Source organism: Polynucleobacter sinensis (assembly GCF_001595985.1).
Classification (GTDB): domain Bacteria; phylum Pseudomonadota; class Gammaproteobacteria; order Burkholderiales; family Burkholderiaceae; genus Polynucleobacter; species Polynucleobacter sinensis.
Genome location: NZ_LOJJ01000018.1, coordinates 310,101 through 328,815, shown reverse-complemented (window position 1 = coordinate 328,815; position 18,715 = coordinate 310,101). Strand labels below are relative to the sequence as shown.

At 46.3% G+C, this 18,715-nt stretch carries 16 protein-coding genes and 2 tRNA genes; 4 read left to right on the top strand and 14 right to left on the bottom strand.

Annotated features, from left to right (window positions below; translation table 11 throughout):
• Positions 1 to 3,836, bottom strand: a 3,836-nt coding sequence (locus AOB49_RS11575; protein WP_062311239.1) for a beta strand repeat-containing protein, incomplete at its 3' end; no start/stop codon positions are given.
• Positions 3,837 to 3,838: 2 nt separating this feature from the next.
• Positions 3,839 to 5,491, bottom strand: a complete 1,653-nt coding sequence (locus tag AOB49_RS11570) for a ShlB/FhaC/HecB family hemolysin secretion/activation protein (protein ID WP_172793434.1) — start codon at positions 5,489 to 5,491, stop codon at positions 3,839 to 3,841.
• A 257-nt stretch (positions 5,492 to 5,748) separates the two neighbouring features.
• Here AOB49_RS11570 and AOB49_RS11565 point away from each other — a divergent pair, with 257 nt between their 5' ends.
• Positions 5,749 to 6,570 carry a mechanosensitive ion channel family protein gene (locus AOB49_RS11565; RefSeq protein WP_062311235.1) on the top strand — a complete coding sequence of 274 codons (822 nt, stop codon included), beginning with the start codon at positions 5,749 to 5,751 and terminating at the stop codon, positions 6,568 to 6,570.
• A gap of 30 nt (positions 6,571 to 6,600) precedes the next feature.
• Positions 6,601 to 6,873, top strand: coding sequence for a hypothetical protein (locus AOB49_RS11560; protein WP_062311233.1), 273 nt, complete (start codon positions 6,601 to 6,603; stop codon positions 6,871 to 6,873).
• 80 nt (positions 6,874 to 6,953) lie between these two features.
• Here the strand turns inward: AOB49_RS11560 and dnaB are convergent, their stop codons facing one another.
• The 6 genes from dnaB to AOB49_RS11530 form a co-directional block, all read right to left on the bottom strand.
• The gene (gene dnaB, locus AOB49_RS11555; protein WP_407070238.1) at positions 6,954 to 9,404 is read right to left on the bottom strand and encodes a replicative DNA helicase; all 2,451 of its coding nucleotides are present in this window, start codon (positions 9,402 to 9,404) and stop codon (positions 6,954 to 6,956) included.
• Between the two features lie 79 nt (positions 9,405 to 9,483).
• The gene (gene rplI / locus AOB49_RS11550) at positions 9,484 to 9,936 is read right to left on the bottom strand and encodes a 50S ribosomal protein L9 (RefSeq protein WP_062311230.1); all 453 of its coding nucleotides are present in this window, start codon (positions 9,934 to 9,936) and stop codon (positions 9,484 to 9,486) included.
• A 13-nt stretch (positions 9,937 to 9,949) separates the two neighbouring features.
• Entirely contained in the window at positions 9,950 to 10,222 is a 273-nt protein-coding gene (gene rpsR, locus AOB49_RS11545) for a 30S ribosomal protein S18 (RefSeq protein WP_011902267.1), read from the bottom strand.
• 14 nt (positions 10,223 to 10,236) lie between these two features.
• Entirely contained in the window at positions 10,237 to 10,530 is a 294-nt protein-coding gene (gene priB / locus AOB49_RS11540; protein ID WP_062311228.1) for a primosomal replication protein N, read from the bottom strand.
• Positions 10,531 to 10,589: 59 nt separating this feature from the next.
• Positions 10,590 to 10,964 (bottom strand): 30S ribosomal protein S6, encoded by a 375-nt coding sequence (gene rpsF / locus AOB49_RS11535; protein WP_062311227.1) that lies wholly within the window; start codon positions 10,962 to 10,964, stop codon positions 10,590 to 10,592.
• 136 nt (positions 10,965 to 11,100) lie between these two features.
• On the bottom strand, positions 11,101 to 12,177 hold the full coding sequence (locus tag AOB49_RS11530; protein WP_062311225.1) for an asparaginase: 1,077 nt from the start codon (positions 12,175 to 12,177) through the stop codon (positions 11,101 to 11,103).
• A gap of 60 nt (positions 12,178 to 12,237) precedes the next feature.
• Between AOB49_RS11530 and lexA the strand changes: the two genes are divergently transcribed.
• On the top strand, positions 12,238 to 12,957 hold the full coding sequence (lexA, locus tag AOB49_RS11525) for a transcriptional repressor LexA (protein ID WP_062311223.1): 720 nt from the start codon (positions 12,238 to 12,240) through the stop codon (positions 12,955 to 12,957).
• A gap of 66 nt (positions 12,958 to 13,023) precedes the next feature.
• Here lexA and AOB49_RS11520 read toward each other — a convergent pair whose 3' ends face one another.
• The 6 genes from AOB49_RS11520 to uvrC form a co-directional block, all read right to left on the bottom strand.
• Positions 13,024 to 13,482, bottom strand: coding sequence for a hypothetical protein (locus AOB49_RS11520; RefSeq protein WP_062311221.1), 459 nt, complete (start codon positions 13,480 to 13,482; stop codon positions 13,024 to 13,026).
• A gap of 208 nt (positions 13,483 to 13,690) precedes the next feature.
• A complete protein-coding gene (gene galE / locus AOB49_RS11515; protein WP_216634741.1) occupies positions 13,691 to 14,713 on the bottom strand; it encodes a UDP-glucose 4-epimerase GalE in 1,023 nt (340 codons plus the stop codon).
• Positions 14,714 to 14,790: 77 nt separating this feature from the next.
• A tRNA-Cys gene (locus AOB49_RS11510) sits at positions 14,791 to 14,864 on the bottom strand.
• A gap of 49 nt (positions 14,865 to 14,913) precedes the next feature.
• A tRNA-Gly gene (locus AOB49_RS11505) sits at positions 14,914 to 14,989 on the bottom strand.
• 116 nt (positions 14,990 to 15,105) lie between these two features.
• Complete coding sequence (pgsA, locus tag AOB49_RS11500; protein ID WP_062311217.1) at positions 15,106 to 15,681, bottom strand: CDP-diacylglycerol--glycerol-3-phosphate 3-phosphatidyltransferase; 576 nt, start codon at positions 15,679 to 15,681, stop codon at positions 15,106 to 15,108.
• Positions 15,682 to 15,717: 36 nt separating this feature from the next.
• Positions 15,718 to 17,640, bottom strand: a complete 1,923-nt coding sequence (uvrC, locus tag AOB49_RS11495; protein ID WP_062311215.1) for an excinuclease ABC subunit UvrC — start codon at positions 17,638 to 17,640, stop codon at positions 15,718 to 15,720.
• On the opposite strand from uvrC, the gene earP reads away from it, so the two are divergent.
• Positions 17,639 to 18,709: an elongation factor P maturation arginine rhamnosyltransferase EarP gene (gene earP, locus AOB49_RS11490; RefSeq protein ID WP_062311213.1), complete on the top strand. Its 1,071-nt coding sequence runs from the start codon at positions 17,639 to 17,641 to the stop codon at positions 18,707 to 18,709. The two genes, uvrC and earP, sit on opposite strands and share 2 nt — an antisense overlap.
• Positions 18,710 to 18,715: the final 6 nt, after the last annotated feature.

The following is an 18,715-nucleotide window of genomic DNA, read 5'->3' as shown; positions in this document are numbered from 1 at the left end:
GGAGCATTTGGAGTACTTGGAGCATCCGTTGTACCTGGAGCGGTGTTTGGCACATTCGGAGTAGTTGGCGCATCTGGATTCGCTGGCGCTACTGGAGTACTTGGAGCATTTGGAGTGCTTGGAATATCCGATGTTCCAGGCGTAGATGATGGGTTGGATCCTGACCCACTTCCATTAGATTGATTTCCGTTATTCCCAGGAGTATTGTCGCTACCCTTACCCTGACCCTGACCAGCACCATTACCTGGACCTGATCCATCACCAGGACCTCCAGCGCCTTGGCCAACATCTTCTACGGTATTAATATTGGCGCTAGATGTTTGAGCTGTTGGATCAGTTACTGGGGTCTCCATTGGGGAAGCGCTTGGTGCGCTCTTACCTTGACCGGCGCCATTGCCCGGACCTGATCCATCACCAGGACCTCCAGCGCCTTGGCCAACACCCTCTACGGTATTAATGTTGGCGTTAGATGTTTGAGCTGTTGGATCAGTTACTGGAATCTCCATTAGGGAGGTGCTTGGTGCACCCTTACCTTGACCAGCGCCATTACCCGGACCTGATCCATCGCCAGGACCTCCAGCGCCTTGGCCAACACCCTCTATGGTGTTGATGTTGGCGTTACTATCCTTAACAATATATTCATATCCAAGCTCAGGCATGATGGGTACTACTGGCGGCGTAGTAGATAAGATTTCTGCACCCTCTGATGGCGCTTGAGTTGGTGCAAATGGATCCCTATAAATCACATTGATCCCAACCCCCAATGGAGTTGTGAAGTTAGAAGTATTAGGGTCGCTATTAAAGCGGTATGAACCCCCACTACTACTGACCAATTGCGCCACACCTGTACTATCAACGTAACTACCGGTATAAAGCATCGCAGCCCCACCGGAGCCAACATTAATTTGAGCTCCGGAGTTGATGGCAATATTGCCGCCAGCAATATTACCCGCGGTGAAATCTCTTCCTGCAATCAGATTCACTGCATTTAGAGAGGTAGAGCCTGTAGAAATATTGTTTGCAACCGTTAAATTTCCGTTAGCGGTTGCAATGCTGATAGGGCCGGATGCAGTGACACCTGAAGTGAAATCAATCCCCCCTACTGTCAATGCGCCGCTATTTACATAAGCTAGTGAACCAGTATTTGCGGCTAAAACATTCACAGAGTTACTAGCAGATTGCAAAGTGCTAGCGCCGGATGTGCCCAGCACCAATAATTTATCTGCTGTAATAGAGCCAGCACCAGACTCAGTGATCGAAGTGCTTGAATTTAACGTAAGGGTATTGCTACCAGCATTTATTACATTAGAGATTTGGATGGGTCCAGAGCCGCCAATAATTGCGAGATTATCTCTAGCCGTCAAATCAGCCGTTGTAGAAATTGCACCACTTCCACTAGTAGAGCCGATATTGATTTGAGAAAACCCATCTGCAATTTGTGAACCAAATGCAGCACTGGGAACTACTAATTTTGTGAGGGGGCCGCTTGCACCAAATTCAATCGGAGTTGAATTTGTTAACGGATTAAATGTTAAATTACCGGCACCTTGAATAGTTGCATTTGTAGTTGCAACAAACAACATACTATCGGCTGTGATATCAATATTTCCTGTTTGAGTTGCTGAGCCAATGGTCGTATTGTTAGTGCTAGCAGCATGCTGAAAGGCAATGCCATATCCATTTGTACCACTACCTTTACCGGTGATGGATAACGCACCATTTTGAGTGCTAATTGCTTGGGTGCCTTCCTCAAAAAACACACCATGATTTTCTAAAGTACTAGGGTTACTTGTAAATCCAGTCAGCGATACACTACCAGCACCACTAGCAGAAATAGTGACAGGATGAGCTAGAGAACTCTGAAAATAAACTCCATTGGAGTAGTTGCCGCCACCCAATGTATTGCCGGAGATAACAATATTTCCGGATCCAGAGAGAATACTTGCACCTCCAGAAATAGAACCTTGATCGCCAAAAAGAATGGCGTGACTAAAGGCATTTGGATTCCCAGATGCAGTAAGTCCAGCGATAGTGATATTTCCACCGCCAGAATTAATTACGGCATTTTGACCAATGCGAACTCCAAAAGTAGAGTTCCAGGCCGTTTCTGCTCCCCCTAGCGATCCCGAAAAACCCTCTCCACGAATACTGACATTACCTCCAGCAGTAGTAATTTCTCCACCATCAATTGAGGCGCCAGTAATCTTGCTGGCAATTCCAACTGCAGAACCTGTCAATGGATTAGAAGTTCCGCCCAAAGTAAACGTGCCGCCATTTGTCTTAATAGTGGCACCCGTCATTGATACAGCACCGCCACCACCATTGCTATTACTATTGAGCACAACATCCAACTTGCCAGAAGTGGATTCAATCTTCGTTCCAGAAGCAATAGCAATGTTGCCCGTAGCTTGAAGTGTGAAAGCCGCATCTCCCCCAGCGGTTTTTGAAATATTCACACCAGTAACGGTATCAATATTGCCATTGACGCTATTCAGAACACTGGTGCCAGTATTTAGCGTATTTGCGTAGCCATCGGCAATGGTTTGATTGATGGTTGCATCGCTAGGATCTATCAACCAAAGGCCACCACGACCTTTTGGGGAAGATGCATCCACGAAAGCATTTTCACTATTGACGCGAAATCCTGAGGTCTCAATGCGACCGCCATTACCGCCGTTGATGCCACCCTTAGCCTGTAAATTACCAGCAACTGTTGTCTGTGAATTTTGATTCACCACATCCGACCACGCAACGACCGTTCCACCATCACCATAATCAGTCGCGTTGGCGCGTAAACTAGCGCCAGCCTCAATGGTGGTTGTAATCGCTTGAGAGACTCTCAAATCGGAGTTCTGCCAACTTCCACCGACTAGTACTTCACCACCACCAGTAGAGCCTGAAGCATCGAGTACACCGGTACTTTTTACTTGAACATTTTGCCCCAATACCTCAATGCGTCCGCCTTTGGAGGTATCTGAAGTGACATCCAATAATCCTGAAATCTGCGTCGATCCATTGATACCAGAATCTAAAATAATTCTTCCGCCTTGACTAGAGATTCCTTTAGCTTCAATAGTGCCGTTTTGAATCACTTGGCTAGCCAACTGATTCATTGCTCGAGCCGATAGAATCACCATGCCATCAGCTGCGAGCACCGCATGATTATTGACAACTAGAGCATTAAAGTCGCCAGGGGTAACGGCAATACTCTCTAACTTACTTATTGGGCCAAAATTGAGAGTAATAAGCTCACCACTTGCCATCGCAATGGTGCCTTGCTTCGCAATCACGACACCATTATTTCTGACCTCGGGCGCAAGTAATGCAATGTAGCCGCCAATACTTGCACTAATCTGGGCTTCATTCACTACTGATGCTGTAGAGCCTTTTCTTGAAAAGCTCGATTTTCCCGCCATGAAATCAGCATCACTTAAGTCATGCGTAGTTGCAACAATGCTATTGACATCGACCATTGCACCGGGAGCGAAATAGATTCCCGATGGGTTTAATAAATACACCTGCCCGTTTGCGTGAATTTGACCAAAAATTTGGCTAGGGCTATTGCCGGTGACCCGGTTAAGAGTTGCTGACTGAGTATTTGGTTGTATAAAATTTACGGTAGAACTTTTTCCAACATTAAAAGTATCCCAATTAATTGCGGCACGATTTGTACTTTGATTGACAGTCATCGTATTGCCTGCAGTGGCAATACTAGCGCTTCCACTAGAAACCACTCCACCCGTTGGCAATGCTCCCGGCAAAGGGGGTGCCGCCTGAACCAACCCAGCCAATACCAGGCATGAGAATAGAATTTGCTGTGAAAAGAGTGGCTTCATGACTAGAAAGAAATTGTTGCGTTCAACCAAAAACGGTTTTGATTCATGCCGCCATTGGTACTCATGTATTGAGCGACTGAGTAAGGAAGGCTGCCAGTGCGGTGAGCCCAAGCGGCTCTCAAGATAACCCCTTTAGCCCCGCTCCAGATTGCACCTAGCCCCAATCCTTGCATTAAATATTGATTCGTTAGTGAGTTACCCGTGAAATTAGCATTGGCCCAAGTCTGCGCGCTCGCGATATCGTAGAAGGCTGTCAGTTGAGTCTGTCTGGGTAATTGCCACCTTAGCTCTGCAGTTGCTAAATTTGCATTGGTGGATGCGCCCTGCCCAACTGCATAAGCCCTAACAGCAAATGGCCCGCCCAAATACATTTGCTCAGATGAGTCTAGATTTTTCTGAGCATATTGACCTGATACAGAAAGATATGCAGATAAGCTATTGGTGAGTGTTTGCAAGCGATTTAATGTATAGCGCAACTTTGAGAAAGTGCCGCCAGTATTAATAGTGGCCTGATTTAATGACTGCAATGGAGATCCATCGAGCAAAATATCCCCGTAAGAAACTGCCAATGATCCGGCAATAGAACCGCCACCAGCAAATCTATCAATCCTATTTCCTGAAATTCCAAATACTCCTACGGCGCTTGAGTATTGGCTGGTAGTCTGACTATTACTTTTGTTATCAAATGTATTAAACCCATAACTTCCGAATGCATACAAATTTGCTAACCTGCTTCGTATGATTGGGTAATTAGCCTCAGCACCACCAGAGGCAGCATTACCTGTAAGTCCCAAGCTATTAAAGGCTGAATCAACGTTGCGATAATTTAAATAGCTTCCGTAGACTCCAGCCCTCAAGCCATCCTTGCCGATTGGAGCGTTATAGGTCAGACGTCCAAATTGTGAGCCCTCTGAAAACATGGCATAAGCTATTGCCTGATCTCCAAACCCTGATGGGCTGTTGAGATAGGCGCTGGCAATACCGCGAATACCCCCAGTAGAACTAACGCCATAGTTATCAACATCGAAATAGCCATCGACTTTTGGTTTATCAACTACTGTAACCAATACATCTGTTTCGTTAGGCTTAGCTCCAGGCTTTAGCACTCCTTCTGCACTCACGTCAGGTAGATCATTTAATAATAAAATTCCTCGATCAAGATCTGTCAGCGAAAATTTTGATTGAGGACTAACTTGATTGCTTAACCAGGACTCAACACGCTCATTAGATACGCGTGTAGATTCATTATTAATAATGAATCCCCCAAAAATTGCCTCTACAATCTGAAATGTTAAAACACCATCAGTAATGTCTTGCTTAGGTATCAGGGTCCTAACAAGCCAACCCTTCTCACGGTAGTAATTAGTAATTTGATCGGCAATTGCCTTCAATTGATTAAAGGTAAGTTCACGATTTACGTAGGGGGCAACTAATCTTTGTAAATCTTTCTCTGAAACATTGGTGTTGCCTGAAAACCTAAACTCTTTAATGAGTACCTTCTTCTCTGCGGGAGTCGCCGCTGGAAGTCTGCCCCTCCCATCTTGGCCATCAAGCTCAGGAACAGAGACTACTGGATTTTCAGTTTGGATTTGCTGCAGTAACTGACCCGCGCTAGGCTGAGCATTTGCTAAATCACTTAAAGCCCATTGCGTCATTAATAGCACCCAAGATAGCGCAAGTAATTTGCATAATTTTTTAGAGCAGGTGCATAAATAATGATTCATAGAATCTTGGCCAATGTTGAGCATCTACCACATGGAGTTGCGGTGCTTACTTATAGAGTTAATAATGATAATTAGCCTCTCAGTTAATATCTATTAACCCTATAGCTAATATCCACGCAGATAGTTATTAGAAATAATCTGAAACATCAACTTAAAAGCTCGCATTGATTAAACATAGGAATGAAGTAATGAAAGATATTGATTTTGAACACGTTCAGCAGTTGCTAGTAACCGCCGCTACCGATATTGGCCTGAAAATCCTAGCTGCTATAGCCTTTTGGGTGGTTGGGCGCTGGCTTATTGGAATTGCACTAAACGTCATTCGTAGAACGCTCGAGGCCCAAAAACTCGATCCAACAATTCTGCGTTATGTAGGCTCAGTTGTTTCTGTAACTTTGAATATTCTTTTGGTTGTTGGAATCTTAGGATATTTTGGCATTCAGACCACTAGTTTTGCCGCCTTAATTGCCACCGCAGGCGTAGCAATCGGCGCCGCATGGGCGGGACTCCTCTCCAATTTTGCTGCAGGTGTATTTGTGATCGTGTTGCGCCCATTTAAGGTGGGGGATTTCATTACTGCTGCTGGCGTTACGGGCACAGTAAAGGAGATTGGCTTATTTTCATCAACGATCAACACTCCCGACAATATTGCAACCATGATTGGTAATACTAAGATTCTGGGCGATACCATCCAGAACTTTACCCATACCCCATACCGTCGCGTTGATTTGAAATGCCAACTATCAGGCGCCGCAGACCAAGCGGCCGCCATGAAGCTGCTGCGTGAAAAGATTGCGGATATCCCCAACGTTCTGCAGGACCCAGCAGTTGAAGTGAATATTTTGGAATTCAATTTAGTTGGCCCAGTATTGGCGGTGCGACCATATTGCAATAATGATCACTACTGGCAAGTGTATTTTGATACCAATCGTGTCATGAGTGAATCTCTCGCAGCCGCTGGATTCCCAGCGCCAGTTGCAACACAAAATATGGTAATGAAGCAAAGTTAATTTTGTTGTAAACAACCAGGAGAAGTGAATATGAAGAAAATCATCATCGCCCTAAGTATTGCATTTAGTTTTGCTATTCCTACTTATGCTTTCGCTGATCAAGCTGCTTGTGAAGCTAAGGCAGTAAGCAAGGATGGTAAGCCCTTATATGGCGCAGCCAAAGATGCCTCCATCAAGAAATGTATGGGTGGTGCAAAAGCCGATGCGGGCTGTGAGGCTCGCGCATTGAGTAAAGATGGCAAGCCGTTACACGGCGCAGCCAAAGATGCCTTTGTGAAAAAGTGTGAGCGTGACGCTAAGTAATTAGAGAATCCCTTACGAATAAAGCCTCGCATTGCGAGGCTTTATTTTTTTATCAACAAGCTGCCCTTCAGGCCGAAAGATTAAAACGGCTCGTATCCGCCAGAAGAGTAGCCAACTGAACCCATCGCTAAGTTATCGAACTTGGTATATGGACCCTGCCAGCTCAATCGAACAGTTCCAATTGGACCGTTACGCTGCTTACCAATAATAATTTCTGCCACACCTTTATCTGTTGTGGTATCGGGGTGATAAACCTCATCACGATAAATAAACATAATTAAGTCGGCATCCTGCTCGATCGCTCCAGACTCTCGCAAATCAGACATGATTGGACGCTTGTTGGGGCGCTGTTCAAGACCACGATTTAGCTGTGATAAAGCAACTACGGGGCACTGCAATTCTTTTGCGAGTGATTTAAGTGAGCGCGAAATCTCTGAAATCTCAGTGGCACGGTTCTCAGATCCTGATCCACTCATGAGCTGCAAATAGTCAATCACCACTAAACCAAGGGTGCCGCCAAAATTACGGGCAATACGTCTCGCACGTGCACGTAACTCTAAACTCGATAGAGAACCAGTCTCATCAATCAAAATTTGAGTATTACTTAAACGAGCAATAGCATCGGTAACGCGTGGCCACTCATCATCTTGCAATTTACCGGTACGCATACGACCTTGATCAACGCGCCCAACTGAACCCAATAAACGGGCCGCCAATTGTTCGCCAGACATCTCCATCGAGAAGACAACGACGGGCAATCCTTCGGCCAGAGCTACGTTTTCGGCAATATTTAATGCGAATGCAGTGTTATGAGTCACAACGTACTCATTAGTAACGTACGTTCTATCCGGGTGACTTACTGAAATACACTGAGCTTCCGCAAATCTAGCTGGCTCGATACTTCTAAAGGAAAGTCTGCGCTGGCGAGTCCAGCTTGCCTTGAGCCTTTCCCTCTTTTCTGGCAAAGTAAAAGCCTCAAAATCAGGGCCAAAACTCATGTTAAGAATATAGGCTAAGCGCCCGCTCTTCTTCTCACCTTTGTATGTATAGCTAGATTGTTTTTGTGCGACCGAGCAAAAGCCACCCAATGATCTAGCTAAGGATGCAACATCTTCCGACAATTGCTTACTAGCAGTACAAAAACGGATAGAGCCCCACTTCTCAATCCAGCCGTCGGTATCCATAAGACCCTGGAATAGCGCTAGACGGGAAGCCTTGTTCGCCTCAAGATAGGTTGCGGGAATATGTTTATCAAAACTCCTGCAACCCAGCACACCTAAATCTCGCAAGGCCGAGCGGAAATGATTTGTCGGCACAGACCGACGTTGGCCATTAGCAGCGATTCTAGCTTTGGAGACCAATCTCCAGTCGTATGCATTCGCATGAACTAATTCCATCTCATAGCCAGCCAGCTCATTCATGCGTTCCACAAGCTCAGGTGACTTTGTCGAGAACATCACACTGCTGTGAGATAAAGCCAAAGTGCCATCGCCAAGCAACGCGCCTAAAACCCAAGGATTCACGGGCAGTTCATTCGAATGACCGAAATCACCGGAGACAGGATCGATCCACAATCTGTTTTTATATCGAACACACTGCAACATCTCCATTAAGCGAGCAGTGTTGATTACGCGAGGTTCCGACCAATCGCGATACATCACGCGCCATAGATGCTCATCGCAGCACTCAGCTTCGCGACCATCAGAAAAGGTGACTTTATATATTTGCTTAGTGCCTTGCGGGTAGATTCCAGTAACCATGGAATGCTGGCCATCCACAGAAGCTAGGCGATCGCCAAAACGCAAGTCGCCCATCAATTTCCAGCCATCAACCGTCTTGACTTTAGCGTCTAGCGGTTGCGCCTTACCCATCGATGGTCTTCCCGCGACAATCACCAAGTCACCCTTTTGCAAGCCACTGGTTTGTTTGTCTAAATCGATAAAGCCTGTGGCAATACCAGTGATGTCGCTACCACCTTGGCGGTTATAGAGCTCATCAATACGAGCAACAACTGTTCTCAGTAATGGCTCAATCTCGAGATAGTCGGCTTTACGACTACCCTCTTCGCCAATCTGCAAAATGCGGGATTCAGCCTCATCCAACAGAGTTCTTACCGAACGGCCTTCAGGAACAAATGCAGAATTGACAATATTGTCAGATACCTCGATGAGGCGACGCAAAATACTGCGATCACGAACAATATCGGCATAACCTTTAATGTTTGCCGCGCTTGGAGTACTTTGCGCTAAAGAGTTGAGGTAATCGATACCAACTAAATCGCCACCCTGCTCAGACTTCACGGCCTCATGCACGGTAATGACATCGGCGGGATGGTTGTCGCCAACTAAACGCTGAATGACCTTATAGATCAGAGCATGTTCAGGACGATAGAAATCTTTATCCGTTAATACGCCACCCAGACGATCCCAGGCTGCGTTATCTATCAGCAGACCGCCGAGCAAAGATTGCTCGGCCTCTACAGAATGCGGTGGTACTTTTAAAGCCTGCAAGGCTGTATCCCCAGAACCCATCATGCCTGGATTTGGCGTAAAGGTACGTGAACGGGATTCAGCCATGAGGCTAGTATTTGCTTAAACCTAAGATCTAAACTTACGCCTGCTCGCCAACTACACGGATAGTGATGTCAGCCACTACATCGGTATGAACAGCTACCGCTACAGGGTGGTCACCAACCATCTTCAACGGGCCAGTAGGCATACGTACAGAAGCCTTTTCAATTGTGAAGCCCTTAGCTTTCAATGCATCAGCGATGTCATGGTTAGTTACTGAACCAAACAAACGACCGTCAACGCCAGCTTTTTGACCGATTTCAAGAACCAAGTCTTTGAGCTTTGCGCCAACCGCTTCTGCAGCAGCCAATTTCTCAGCAGCCAATTTTTCCAACTCAGCACGACGCACTGCAAAGTCAGCGATTGCTGTTTCAGTTGCACGACGAGCTTTACGTTGTGGGATTAGGAAATTACGAGCGTAACCGTCTTTCACGCGCACGATGTCGCCAAGGTTGCCCAGGTTAATTACTTTTTCTAAAAGAATGATTTGCATTGAGGGCTCCCAATTATTTCTTGTGTTGATCAGAGAATGGCAATAAAGCCAAGTAACGAGCACGCTTAATAGCAGTGTCTAGTTGACGCTGATATTTTGCTTTTGTGCCTGTCAAACGTGCAGGAGTAATTTTGGCGTTTTCGCCAATAAAGTCCTTCAATGTATCTACATCTTTGTAGTCAATCTGTTCTACGCCAGCAACAGTGAAACGGCAATAACGCTTACGCTTGAACAATGGGTTCTGAGCTGGTTTCTTTTTGAAATCGGGTTTCTTTCCAAACGCCATGATGATTTCCTCTTTTAATTTTTCAATTGAATATGGGTAATGTGGAAAACAAGTCTTTGATTACGTAGAGTCTTGGGTGCTAAGAATCCCTCAAACACTGCCTCGGCTCCTAAGTCCATTTGCTCTAGGCCCTTTTGTATTGGGCCGATTGCTATGGCTTCAACGCTCATCTGAATTTTCCTCGCGACTCCTACCTCGTTTACTTGACCGCTATGTTCTAGCTGACAATGCATCACCGGTATTCCTGCTGGTGTAAATCGAATTGCGTCTTTAGATACCAAGAATGCAGTTAGGGTGAAATGATTCAACGCCGCTCCGTCACTCTGATACGTTTTCTAGTCTGTGTATTCCTCTTCAAATTTCTAACTTAAGCCGCTGCTACAGGAGCGTCGGTTTGAGCTGATTTGCGCGCTTCTTCGCGTTGCACTTCTTTCATCATGATGGAAGGCTCTGTTTCAGCTTTCTTAGTCTTGATGATGAGGTGACGCAAAACAGCATCGTTAAATTTGAACGCATGCTCGAGCTCTTCCAGAGTCTTCTGGTCGCACTCAATATTCATGCAAACGTAGTGGGCTTTAGCAAGCTTGTCGATCATGTAAGCCATCTGACGACGACCCCAGTCTTCAATACGGTGAACTTTGCCGCCAGCAGCTGCTAATGTCGCTTTATAGCGATCAATCATTGCAGGCACTTGCTCGCTTTGGTCCGGATGGACGATAAAGACGATTTCATAATGACGCATCTAACACTCCTTAAGGATATAGTCACCTGGGCGTCTTGCTAACCTCCGATGGTTGTTGAAGTTAGCGCCAGTGTGACAAGGTAGTAACAAATTGTACGTACTGCTTACAACACACATTTACTGCTTATTAAGACCCTTACCTAATTTCAGGTAAGTCCGCTATTCTAGCAAAAAAATCCTGCCAAGTCAGGGGTTTACCGGTTAAATTTGCCTGTTTTGCCGCATAAATCGCCAATTGCAATGCGATTCTTGCCTTCGGCGCAGCTAGACTACCAGCAGCAAGGCAACCCACCCCATCCTTCTCTGGAATATCTTGGTAGGTCAAACCGCTACCAGTTCTACTAGATCTGACTAAAGCAATTCCCTTGGAGGAGGCCTCATCCAGGGGTGTCCGCCAAACATCATGAAATCCACCGATACCGGACCCAGCCAACACTAGACCATCTACATTGGCTTTAATCCAATGGGTAATGGTTTGGGCTCGCGCGCCCGCATGGCTTGTCAAAATCTCAACCCAAGGCCAGGTATCTGCCTGGGGAATTGGCAAATCTTCAGTCCAAGCAGCCTGAATAGCCTTGACCCCAGATAACCACGAAGGGTTAATCAAACCGACAGAACTGCTGGGGGAATCTTTAATGGGGGCGTTGAGTGCCGATGTATGGCGCTTAGCCAAATCCATAGCTAAGCAGCCTCGACCAGCCATCACCCCGTAAATGCCCCCAGGGCAATTATCTATTGGGGTTGAGACCCAACGAATCGCATCCAAGAGGTTCGATGGGCCGTCGGCCCGTGGCGCATTACTAGGCAACATCGCACCTGTCAAAATCACCCGTTTACCCAAATCAAGAGCATGCGTTCCGCAAGTCAATTGAAGGAAAATGCCAGTTTCCTCAAGGGTATCTGTACCATGAGTAATCACAATCCCCATCACCAGAGGGCTAGCTAGAGCACTCCTCACAACGTTTCCAAGCTCCGTCAGTAACTCTTCAGAAAGATTACGGCTATTGATATTAGCCACCTGCTTTGACACCAAGGTCAAGCCACTGGGAAGTGCTGACTCAATGTGAGTTAACAGTGAATCCACTCCGACTTGGCCAGCCCGATAATCCAACGGATTATCTTCTGGCTTGGATGCAAGACCGGCAATAGTGCCGCCCATTCCCAAAACAAGGATATGGGGCGTGTTTTCCAGGCTGTTTGAATTTGTACTCATGCCCCATTATCCATCGCCAAACTACTTGAATTATCAAATAGTGCTGTATACAATCCCAGTATGGACATAAATACAGTCGATTTCCCCGAGGAGCTAGCTGCTCTACCCAAACTCACCCCGCGCCAAAGTGAGATCCTCGATCTCATTACGAATGCGATTGAAGATAGCGGTCTACCACCGACACGAGCAGAGATTGCCACTCGACTTGGCTTTGCCTCGGCTAATGCAGCTGAAGAGCATCTGCGCGCATTAGCAAAAAAAGGTTACATCGAACTTACTCCGGGTACTTCGCGCGGTATCCGAATTCCGCAACGCTTTAACCAATCCCACCACTCAAATAAATATCGTCAGCTGTCCTTGCCTTCTGGCGCACTTCAGCAACTCACCCTCCCTCTCATTGGTCGCGTTGCTGCGGGATCGCCGATCATGGCAGTGGAGCATATTGAAAAACAAGTGCCGATTGATCCGAGTTTATTTAGCAAAGGCGCTGATTACCTTTTGAAAGTACAAGGGATGAGCATGCGCGATGCCGGTATTTTGGATGGCGATTATTTGGCTGTTAGAAAAACATCTGAAGTGCGCAATGGAGATATTGTGGTGGCACGTTTAGATGATGAAGTCACTGTCAAGCGTTGGAATCAAAAGAAAACTGCAGAGGGCATGGTGATTGAATTACAAGCTGAGAACCCAGACTTTAAAAATATTCTGGTCGATAGCCGTCAACCTAACTTTGCTATTGAGGGTCAAGCTGTAGGCCTCATCAGAGCTGGAGGCTTATAAGCTCAAGGCCTAAAGCAAAAGGCCTCAGTTCAGGCCTTTTTTATTGCTACGCCGCTCAATTTGATGCTATTTCTTGCTAGGCGCAATAACATTTGCATTCTTGGGTGACGCGGTGATTGTGATGATTGTTTTTGGACCCGTAAAAGAACCTTCGCCCACCTCAACAGTAGAGGTACGGTCCCCTTTAGTGAAAACCAAAATACTGGTTTTAGATTTCACTGCACTCACGGTTGTCCACCCTGCTTTTGGATACTCGGCCTGGAAGAATGCGTAAATATCAGTAGGGGTTTGCACGCCAGATAAAACAACGCGACCCACCCAGTTGTCACCACGGCCAATAATGAGTGAATCAGAACCAATCATTTTAGAGGCAGCGGGCAACGGCATGTCCCCCAAGAGTTGTGACTGGATTTCCTGAACTTCGCTTGGGGTGCCAGTTGGAGAGTCACCTGAAGATGCGCAAGCACCCAATAAAAATACTAAAGAAAGTGTGATGCAAAGCCTTAAGAAAGGAGCTTGGGTCATGATGGGATCACCTGAGTACTAAATAGAATCATTTTATGGGAGAAGCGCAATACGTCAAGAATGGATTTTGAGATCTGCAGAACGGGGGTCACGACTAGATTATTTAAAGGTCTCTTAGCAGTCCCAATGAACGGTTACAACTTAAAGTTCTCACCCTAACCCAGCGTGGTTTGAAAAATTCTTGCAAAGGCGATGCGCCATATCACCTTTACTGATGCGCCGCATTGGCGCTTTGTTGCTGCCAGCGCCAAGCATCCTCACACATGCGATCAATGTCTAGCTTTGCCTCCCAAGCAAACAGCTTTTTTGCTAATGCAGGATCGGCATAGCAAACTGCTATATCGCCAGGGCGACGAGCCACCACTTTAAAGGATACCTTTTTACCGGATACCTTTTCAAATGCTTCAATCATTTCGAAAACGCTATATCCCCTTCCTGTTCCCAAATTCACTGCAACTAAGCCAGGCTCTCGCTCGATGTATTGGAGGGCTGCCAAATGGCCTTCTGCTAAATCTTGAACATGGATATAGTCCCGAACGCCGGTACCATCTTTGGTTTCATAGTCATCTCCAAAAACCAATAACTCTTTTTGCTGGCCGGAAACTACTTGCGCCACAAAGGGCATTAAATTATTGGGCGCTCCAGAAGGATCTTCTCCAATTAATCCAGACTCATGCGCCCCAACTGGATTGAAGTAGCGCAAAAGAGAGATGCGCCAAGCTGGATCGGAATGAAATAGGTCACGCAGAATATTCTCAACCATTAACTTACTACGACCGTATGGATTTAAAGTTTGGAGCGGAAAATCTTCAGAGATAGGCATGGTTTTGGCATCACCATATACCGTAGCTGATGAAGAAAAGACCAATTTTTTTACATTGGCCTGAGCCATCTCTTCAAACAGAACTAGACTACCACCCACATTGTTATCAAAGTAACTCAGGGGATTTGCAACGGACTCACCTACCGCCTTTAGTCCAGCAAAATGGATGACGGCGTCAATTGGGTAATCTTTAAAGATTGCTTTTAATACTTTGCGATCGCGTATATCGCCCTCAATAAATGCGATCGTTTTTTGGGTGATGTACTGAACTCTGTCAATAACCTCTTTTTTACTATTACACAAATTATCGAGAACAACGACAGACATACCAGCTTGCAATAAGCTAATTAAGGTGTGGGAGCCAATGTAACCCGACCCGCCTGTAACTAATACTGTTTTCATGGACATGGGAGTGGCCTTAATCAAGAATGCAGCTCATAGAAAATAAAGGTGTCCGCACAATCAATTAGCCCCCATAAGATTTATGGAGGCGCGTGAGGGAATCGAACCCCCGTACGAAGCTTTGCAGGCTCCTGCCTAACCACTCGGCCAACGCGCCATATGCCTGAATCAAAAATGGGAAGCTTTTTAGGGCTTCCCATCGAACTTGGAGCGGGAAAGGAGGTTCGAACTCCCGACCTATACCTTGGCAAGGTATCGCTCTACCAGCTGAGCTATTCCCGCATAACAGGGCAGTAGTTTAACAAACTATTTTAGGAAGCGCATTATTTCTAGAGAAGATTAAAAAATCAGGGGCTGATGTTGACGTCAAACCCTTGTCAGCTATGGGTTAATGAGCTTTATTCAGCATTATGAACGAGCTGAGGCAAGGCCTTTTTCATGTAATAGAACATTGACCACAGCGTCAAAAAGGATGCAACCCAGATTAACCACGTACCTACTTGAGCGCAATTTAACCAGCCAAACAGAGTGTCATTCAGCAATAAAAAAGGAATTGCTACAAGCTGCGCCGTGGTTTTGAGCTTACCAACCATATGAACAGCAACACTTTTACCTGCCCCCAAAAGTGCCATCCACTCTCTTAAGGCTGATATGGTAATTTCACGACCAATAATGATTAAAGCTACCCAAACTTGAACGCGATCCATGTTCAGCAAAACCAGTAAGGATGCAGCTACGATTAACTTGTCAGCCACTGGATCTAAAAATTGACCAAATGCCGATTCTTGCTTCATTTTGCGAGCCAAGAATCCATCTAACCAGTCGGTCACCGCTGCAAAAACAAAAATCACCGTAGCTGCGAGATTCTTGTCGAAAGGAGCTAGCCAGCTATTGGGCAAATAAAACACCGCGACAACGAGAGGAATTGCAGCGACACGCAACCAAGTTAAGGCGATGGGTAGATTAAAGGGCATGGCTTAAGGATAAACCAAACTAGTGAGAGTCGGAAATCAATGTAGCTGCCGATAAATTTGCTCGGCCAGGGCAGTTGAAATCCCCTCTACGCTCGCAATTTCTTCAATAGTGGCATTCGCGACTCCACGCAAACCACCAAAGCGGGCGAGTAATTTTTGCCTGCGCTTTGCTCCAATACCCTCTATTTCCTCCAATTGAGAAACCGTTCTCGCTTTTGCGCGCTTGGCACGCATCCCAGTGATGGCAAACCGATGGGCCTCATCACGAATCTGGGCAACAAGGAGCAATGCTGCACTATCAATACCCAGCTCAAGTGGTTTACGGTCATCCGCAAAGATAAGCGTCTCCAGCCCCACCTTGCGCCCCTCCCCTTTTGCGACCCCGACAATCAAGCCGGTATCCATCCCAAACTCGGAAAGAACTTGTCTCGCCATCTCCACCTGCCCTTTACCACCGTCAATTAAGATAACTTGCGGAATCTTTTCAACAGGTAACTCCTGAAAGTTAGCATAGCGCCTTTGTAAAACTTGACGCATCGCTGCATAATCATCTCCAGGGGTAATGTCGTTGATATTAAAGCGACGATATTCACTGGGCTGCATTGCATTCTTGGCATAAACCACACAAGACGCTTGGGTTGCCTCACCTGATGTGTGGCTAATATCAAAACACTCAATCCGAAGCTGCTCAAGACTCTCCAACTCCAAACCTAAAATGTCTGCAAGCGAACGTGCTCTAGCCAACTGACCACCAGTTTCAACTAATCGCTTGGCAATCGCGATCTTTGCATTGCCTTCTGCCATTGCCAACCAGTGTCGCCTCTGCCCTTGCGGTTGATGAAGAAAGGTAATGCGCTTACCGGCCTGTGCATTGAGCAAATCATGCAAACTCTCAGGAGCAGACTCCTCTTCAGGTGCAGCAGTAACATCATCACCCAGTTTTCGCAATGAATGATTCAAGATGAGAACTGGTGGAATGAGATTCGTTGTTACCTCTCCGCCATCCATTCTCTCCTCCAAGTAATGCTGAGCAATAAATGCCTCAAGAATTTCTGCAGGCGGAGGAAGCTCACCAGAGGTAGAACGCAAGCCTTTTGGGAAATAAGCCCTATCACCCAAGTGACGACCACCACGGATCATGGCTAAGTTCACGCATACCACACCCTCCGATTGCGCAACCGCAATCACATCGACATCACCCTCGCCGTCCGCCACTGTATCCATCGATTGCTGTTGCAAAACACTAGAGAGATCTGCAATTCGATCCCTCAACACAGCAGCCATCTCAAACTCCATTGCATCGCTATAGGCATGCATCTTTTTTTCCAATTCCGATAGCACGCGACTATGGTCGCCCTCTAGGAATCGTGTTGCTTGCGCTACATCTTGGCCATACTGCTCGACACTTAAGCGGCCCACGCAAGGTGCACTACAGCGATGAATTTGATGAAGCAGACAAGGTCTACTGCGATTTTTAAATACGGAATCCTCACAAGTTCTCAGACGAAAGACTTTTTGCAAAATCTGTACGCTGTTGCGCACCGCCCAAGAGTTGGGAAATGGTCCAAAATAATGATTACGTTTATCCACCTTGCCACGGTACGATGCAAGCCTAGGAAATTGATGTCCAGTCAACATCACATATGGATAAGACTTATCATCCCTAAATAGGATATTGAATGGCGGGGCCAACTCCTTAATCAGGTTATTCTCTAAAATTAAAGCTTCTGTTTCAGAGCGTGTTACTGTAGTTTCATAGCGGGCAATTTTTCCAACCATGAGCTCTATACGTGGCGACAGTTGTTTACGCTGAAAGTAGCTTGAAACGCGTTTTTTTAGGTTGCGCGCCTTGCCGACATACAAAATGTGTCCAGCTTCATCAAAGAAGCGATATACCCCCGGCAATCCGGGTAGCCGTTTAACATCCTGCTGAAGGGTTTCAAAAAGCGAATTAGTCATGCGTTGGGATATTTTCTGTCAAATCGTAGACAACTATGGTGATGCTGGTGTTTGCTGGCGTCTAGCGAGAAGCTTAACAAGTCTTCATGGCCAAGAGGTGCGCATTTTCTGCGACGATCTGCCAACCCTTAATTTACTCGCTTCTGGCGTAGATCAATCGATTAAACAAAAAATTGATATCCAGCCATGGGAGGCTAGCCATGTCAATGCTCGACACCCAGTTCAAACGCCCGATGTCGTGATTGAGGCTTTTGGCTGCGAGTTGCCAGCGCGGTATATGGCAGGTCTCTTTATCGCACCCGTAAAGCCCATCATTCTTAACCTGGAATATTTAAGCGCGGAACCTTGGATAGCGGAGTTTCATGGAAAACCTTCACCCCAATCGCACGGCATCCCAAAGTATTTTTTCTTTCCGGGCTTTCAGGATGAGGTTGGCGGACTATTGCTAGACCCTATTCCATCAGAAGTCCATGAATCCGAAAAACTCACTCCAGAAGATCTCCAATCTTGCTGGGCTCAATTAAGACCTCATGCGAAACGTATCAGCGTCTTTTGCTATCCAGATGCACCACTCTTAAGATGGCTTGAGGATTTAGCTAACTCAGGCGAGAATTTTGACATTCTATTGACTCATGGCCAGCTTGAGCAGTTGAAATTAAGCACGAGCAAACCTATCATCCTGCCAAAATCGATTCAGTTGATCTCCATTCCATTCGTTTCTCAGGATGAATATGACTGGGTGCTAACCCAGTGCGACTTCAATATTGTGCGTGGCGAGGATTCATTTGTTAGAGCGCAACTCGCCGGCAAACCGTTTATTTGGCATATCTATCAACAAAAAGATCGTGCTCACGAAGTCAAATTAGCAGCCTTCTTAGACCTTTATCTCGATAACACCCCACAAGCACTCAGACTTGCCGTAATTAACGCCATGACCTGGGGGATGCCCAGCCAATGGCTTGAGTCTTTAGATGCCTGGAATGCACATGCCAAGCTCTGGCGCGCCCATTTACTCAAAAAGCATGGGGATGGCGGCTTGCCAGCGCGTCTAATTCGCTTTATCGCCTAAACCCAA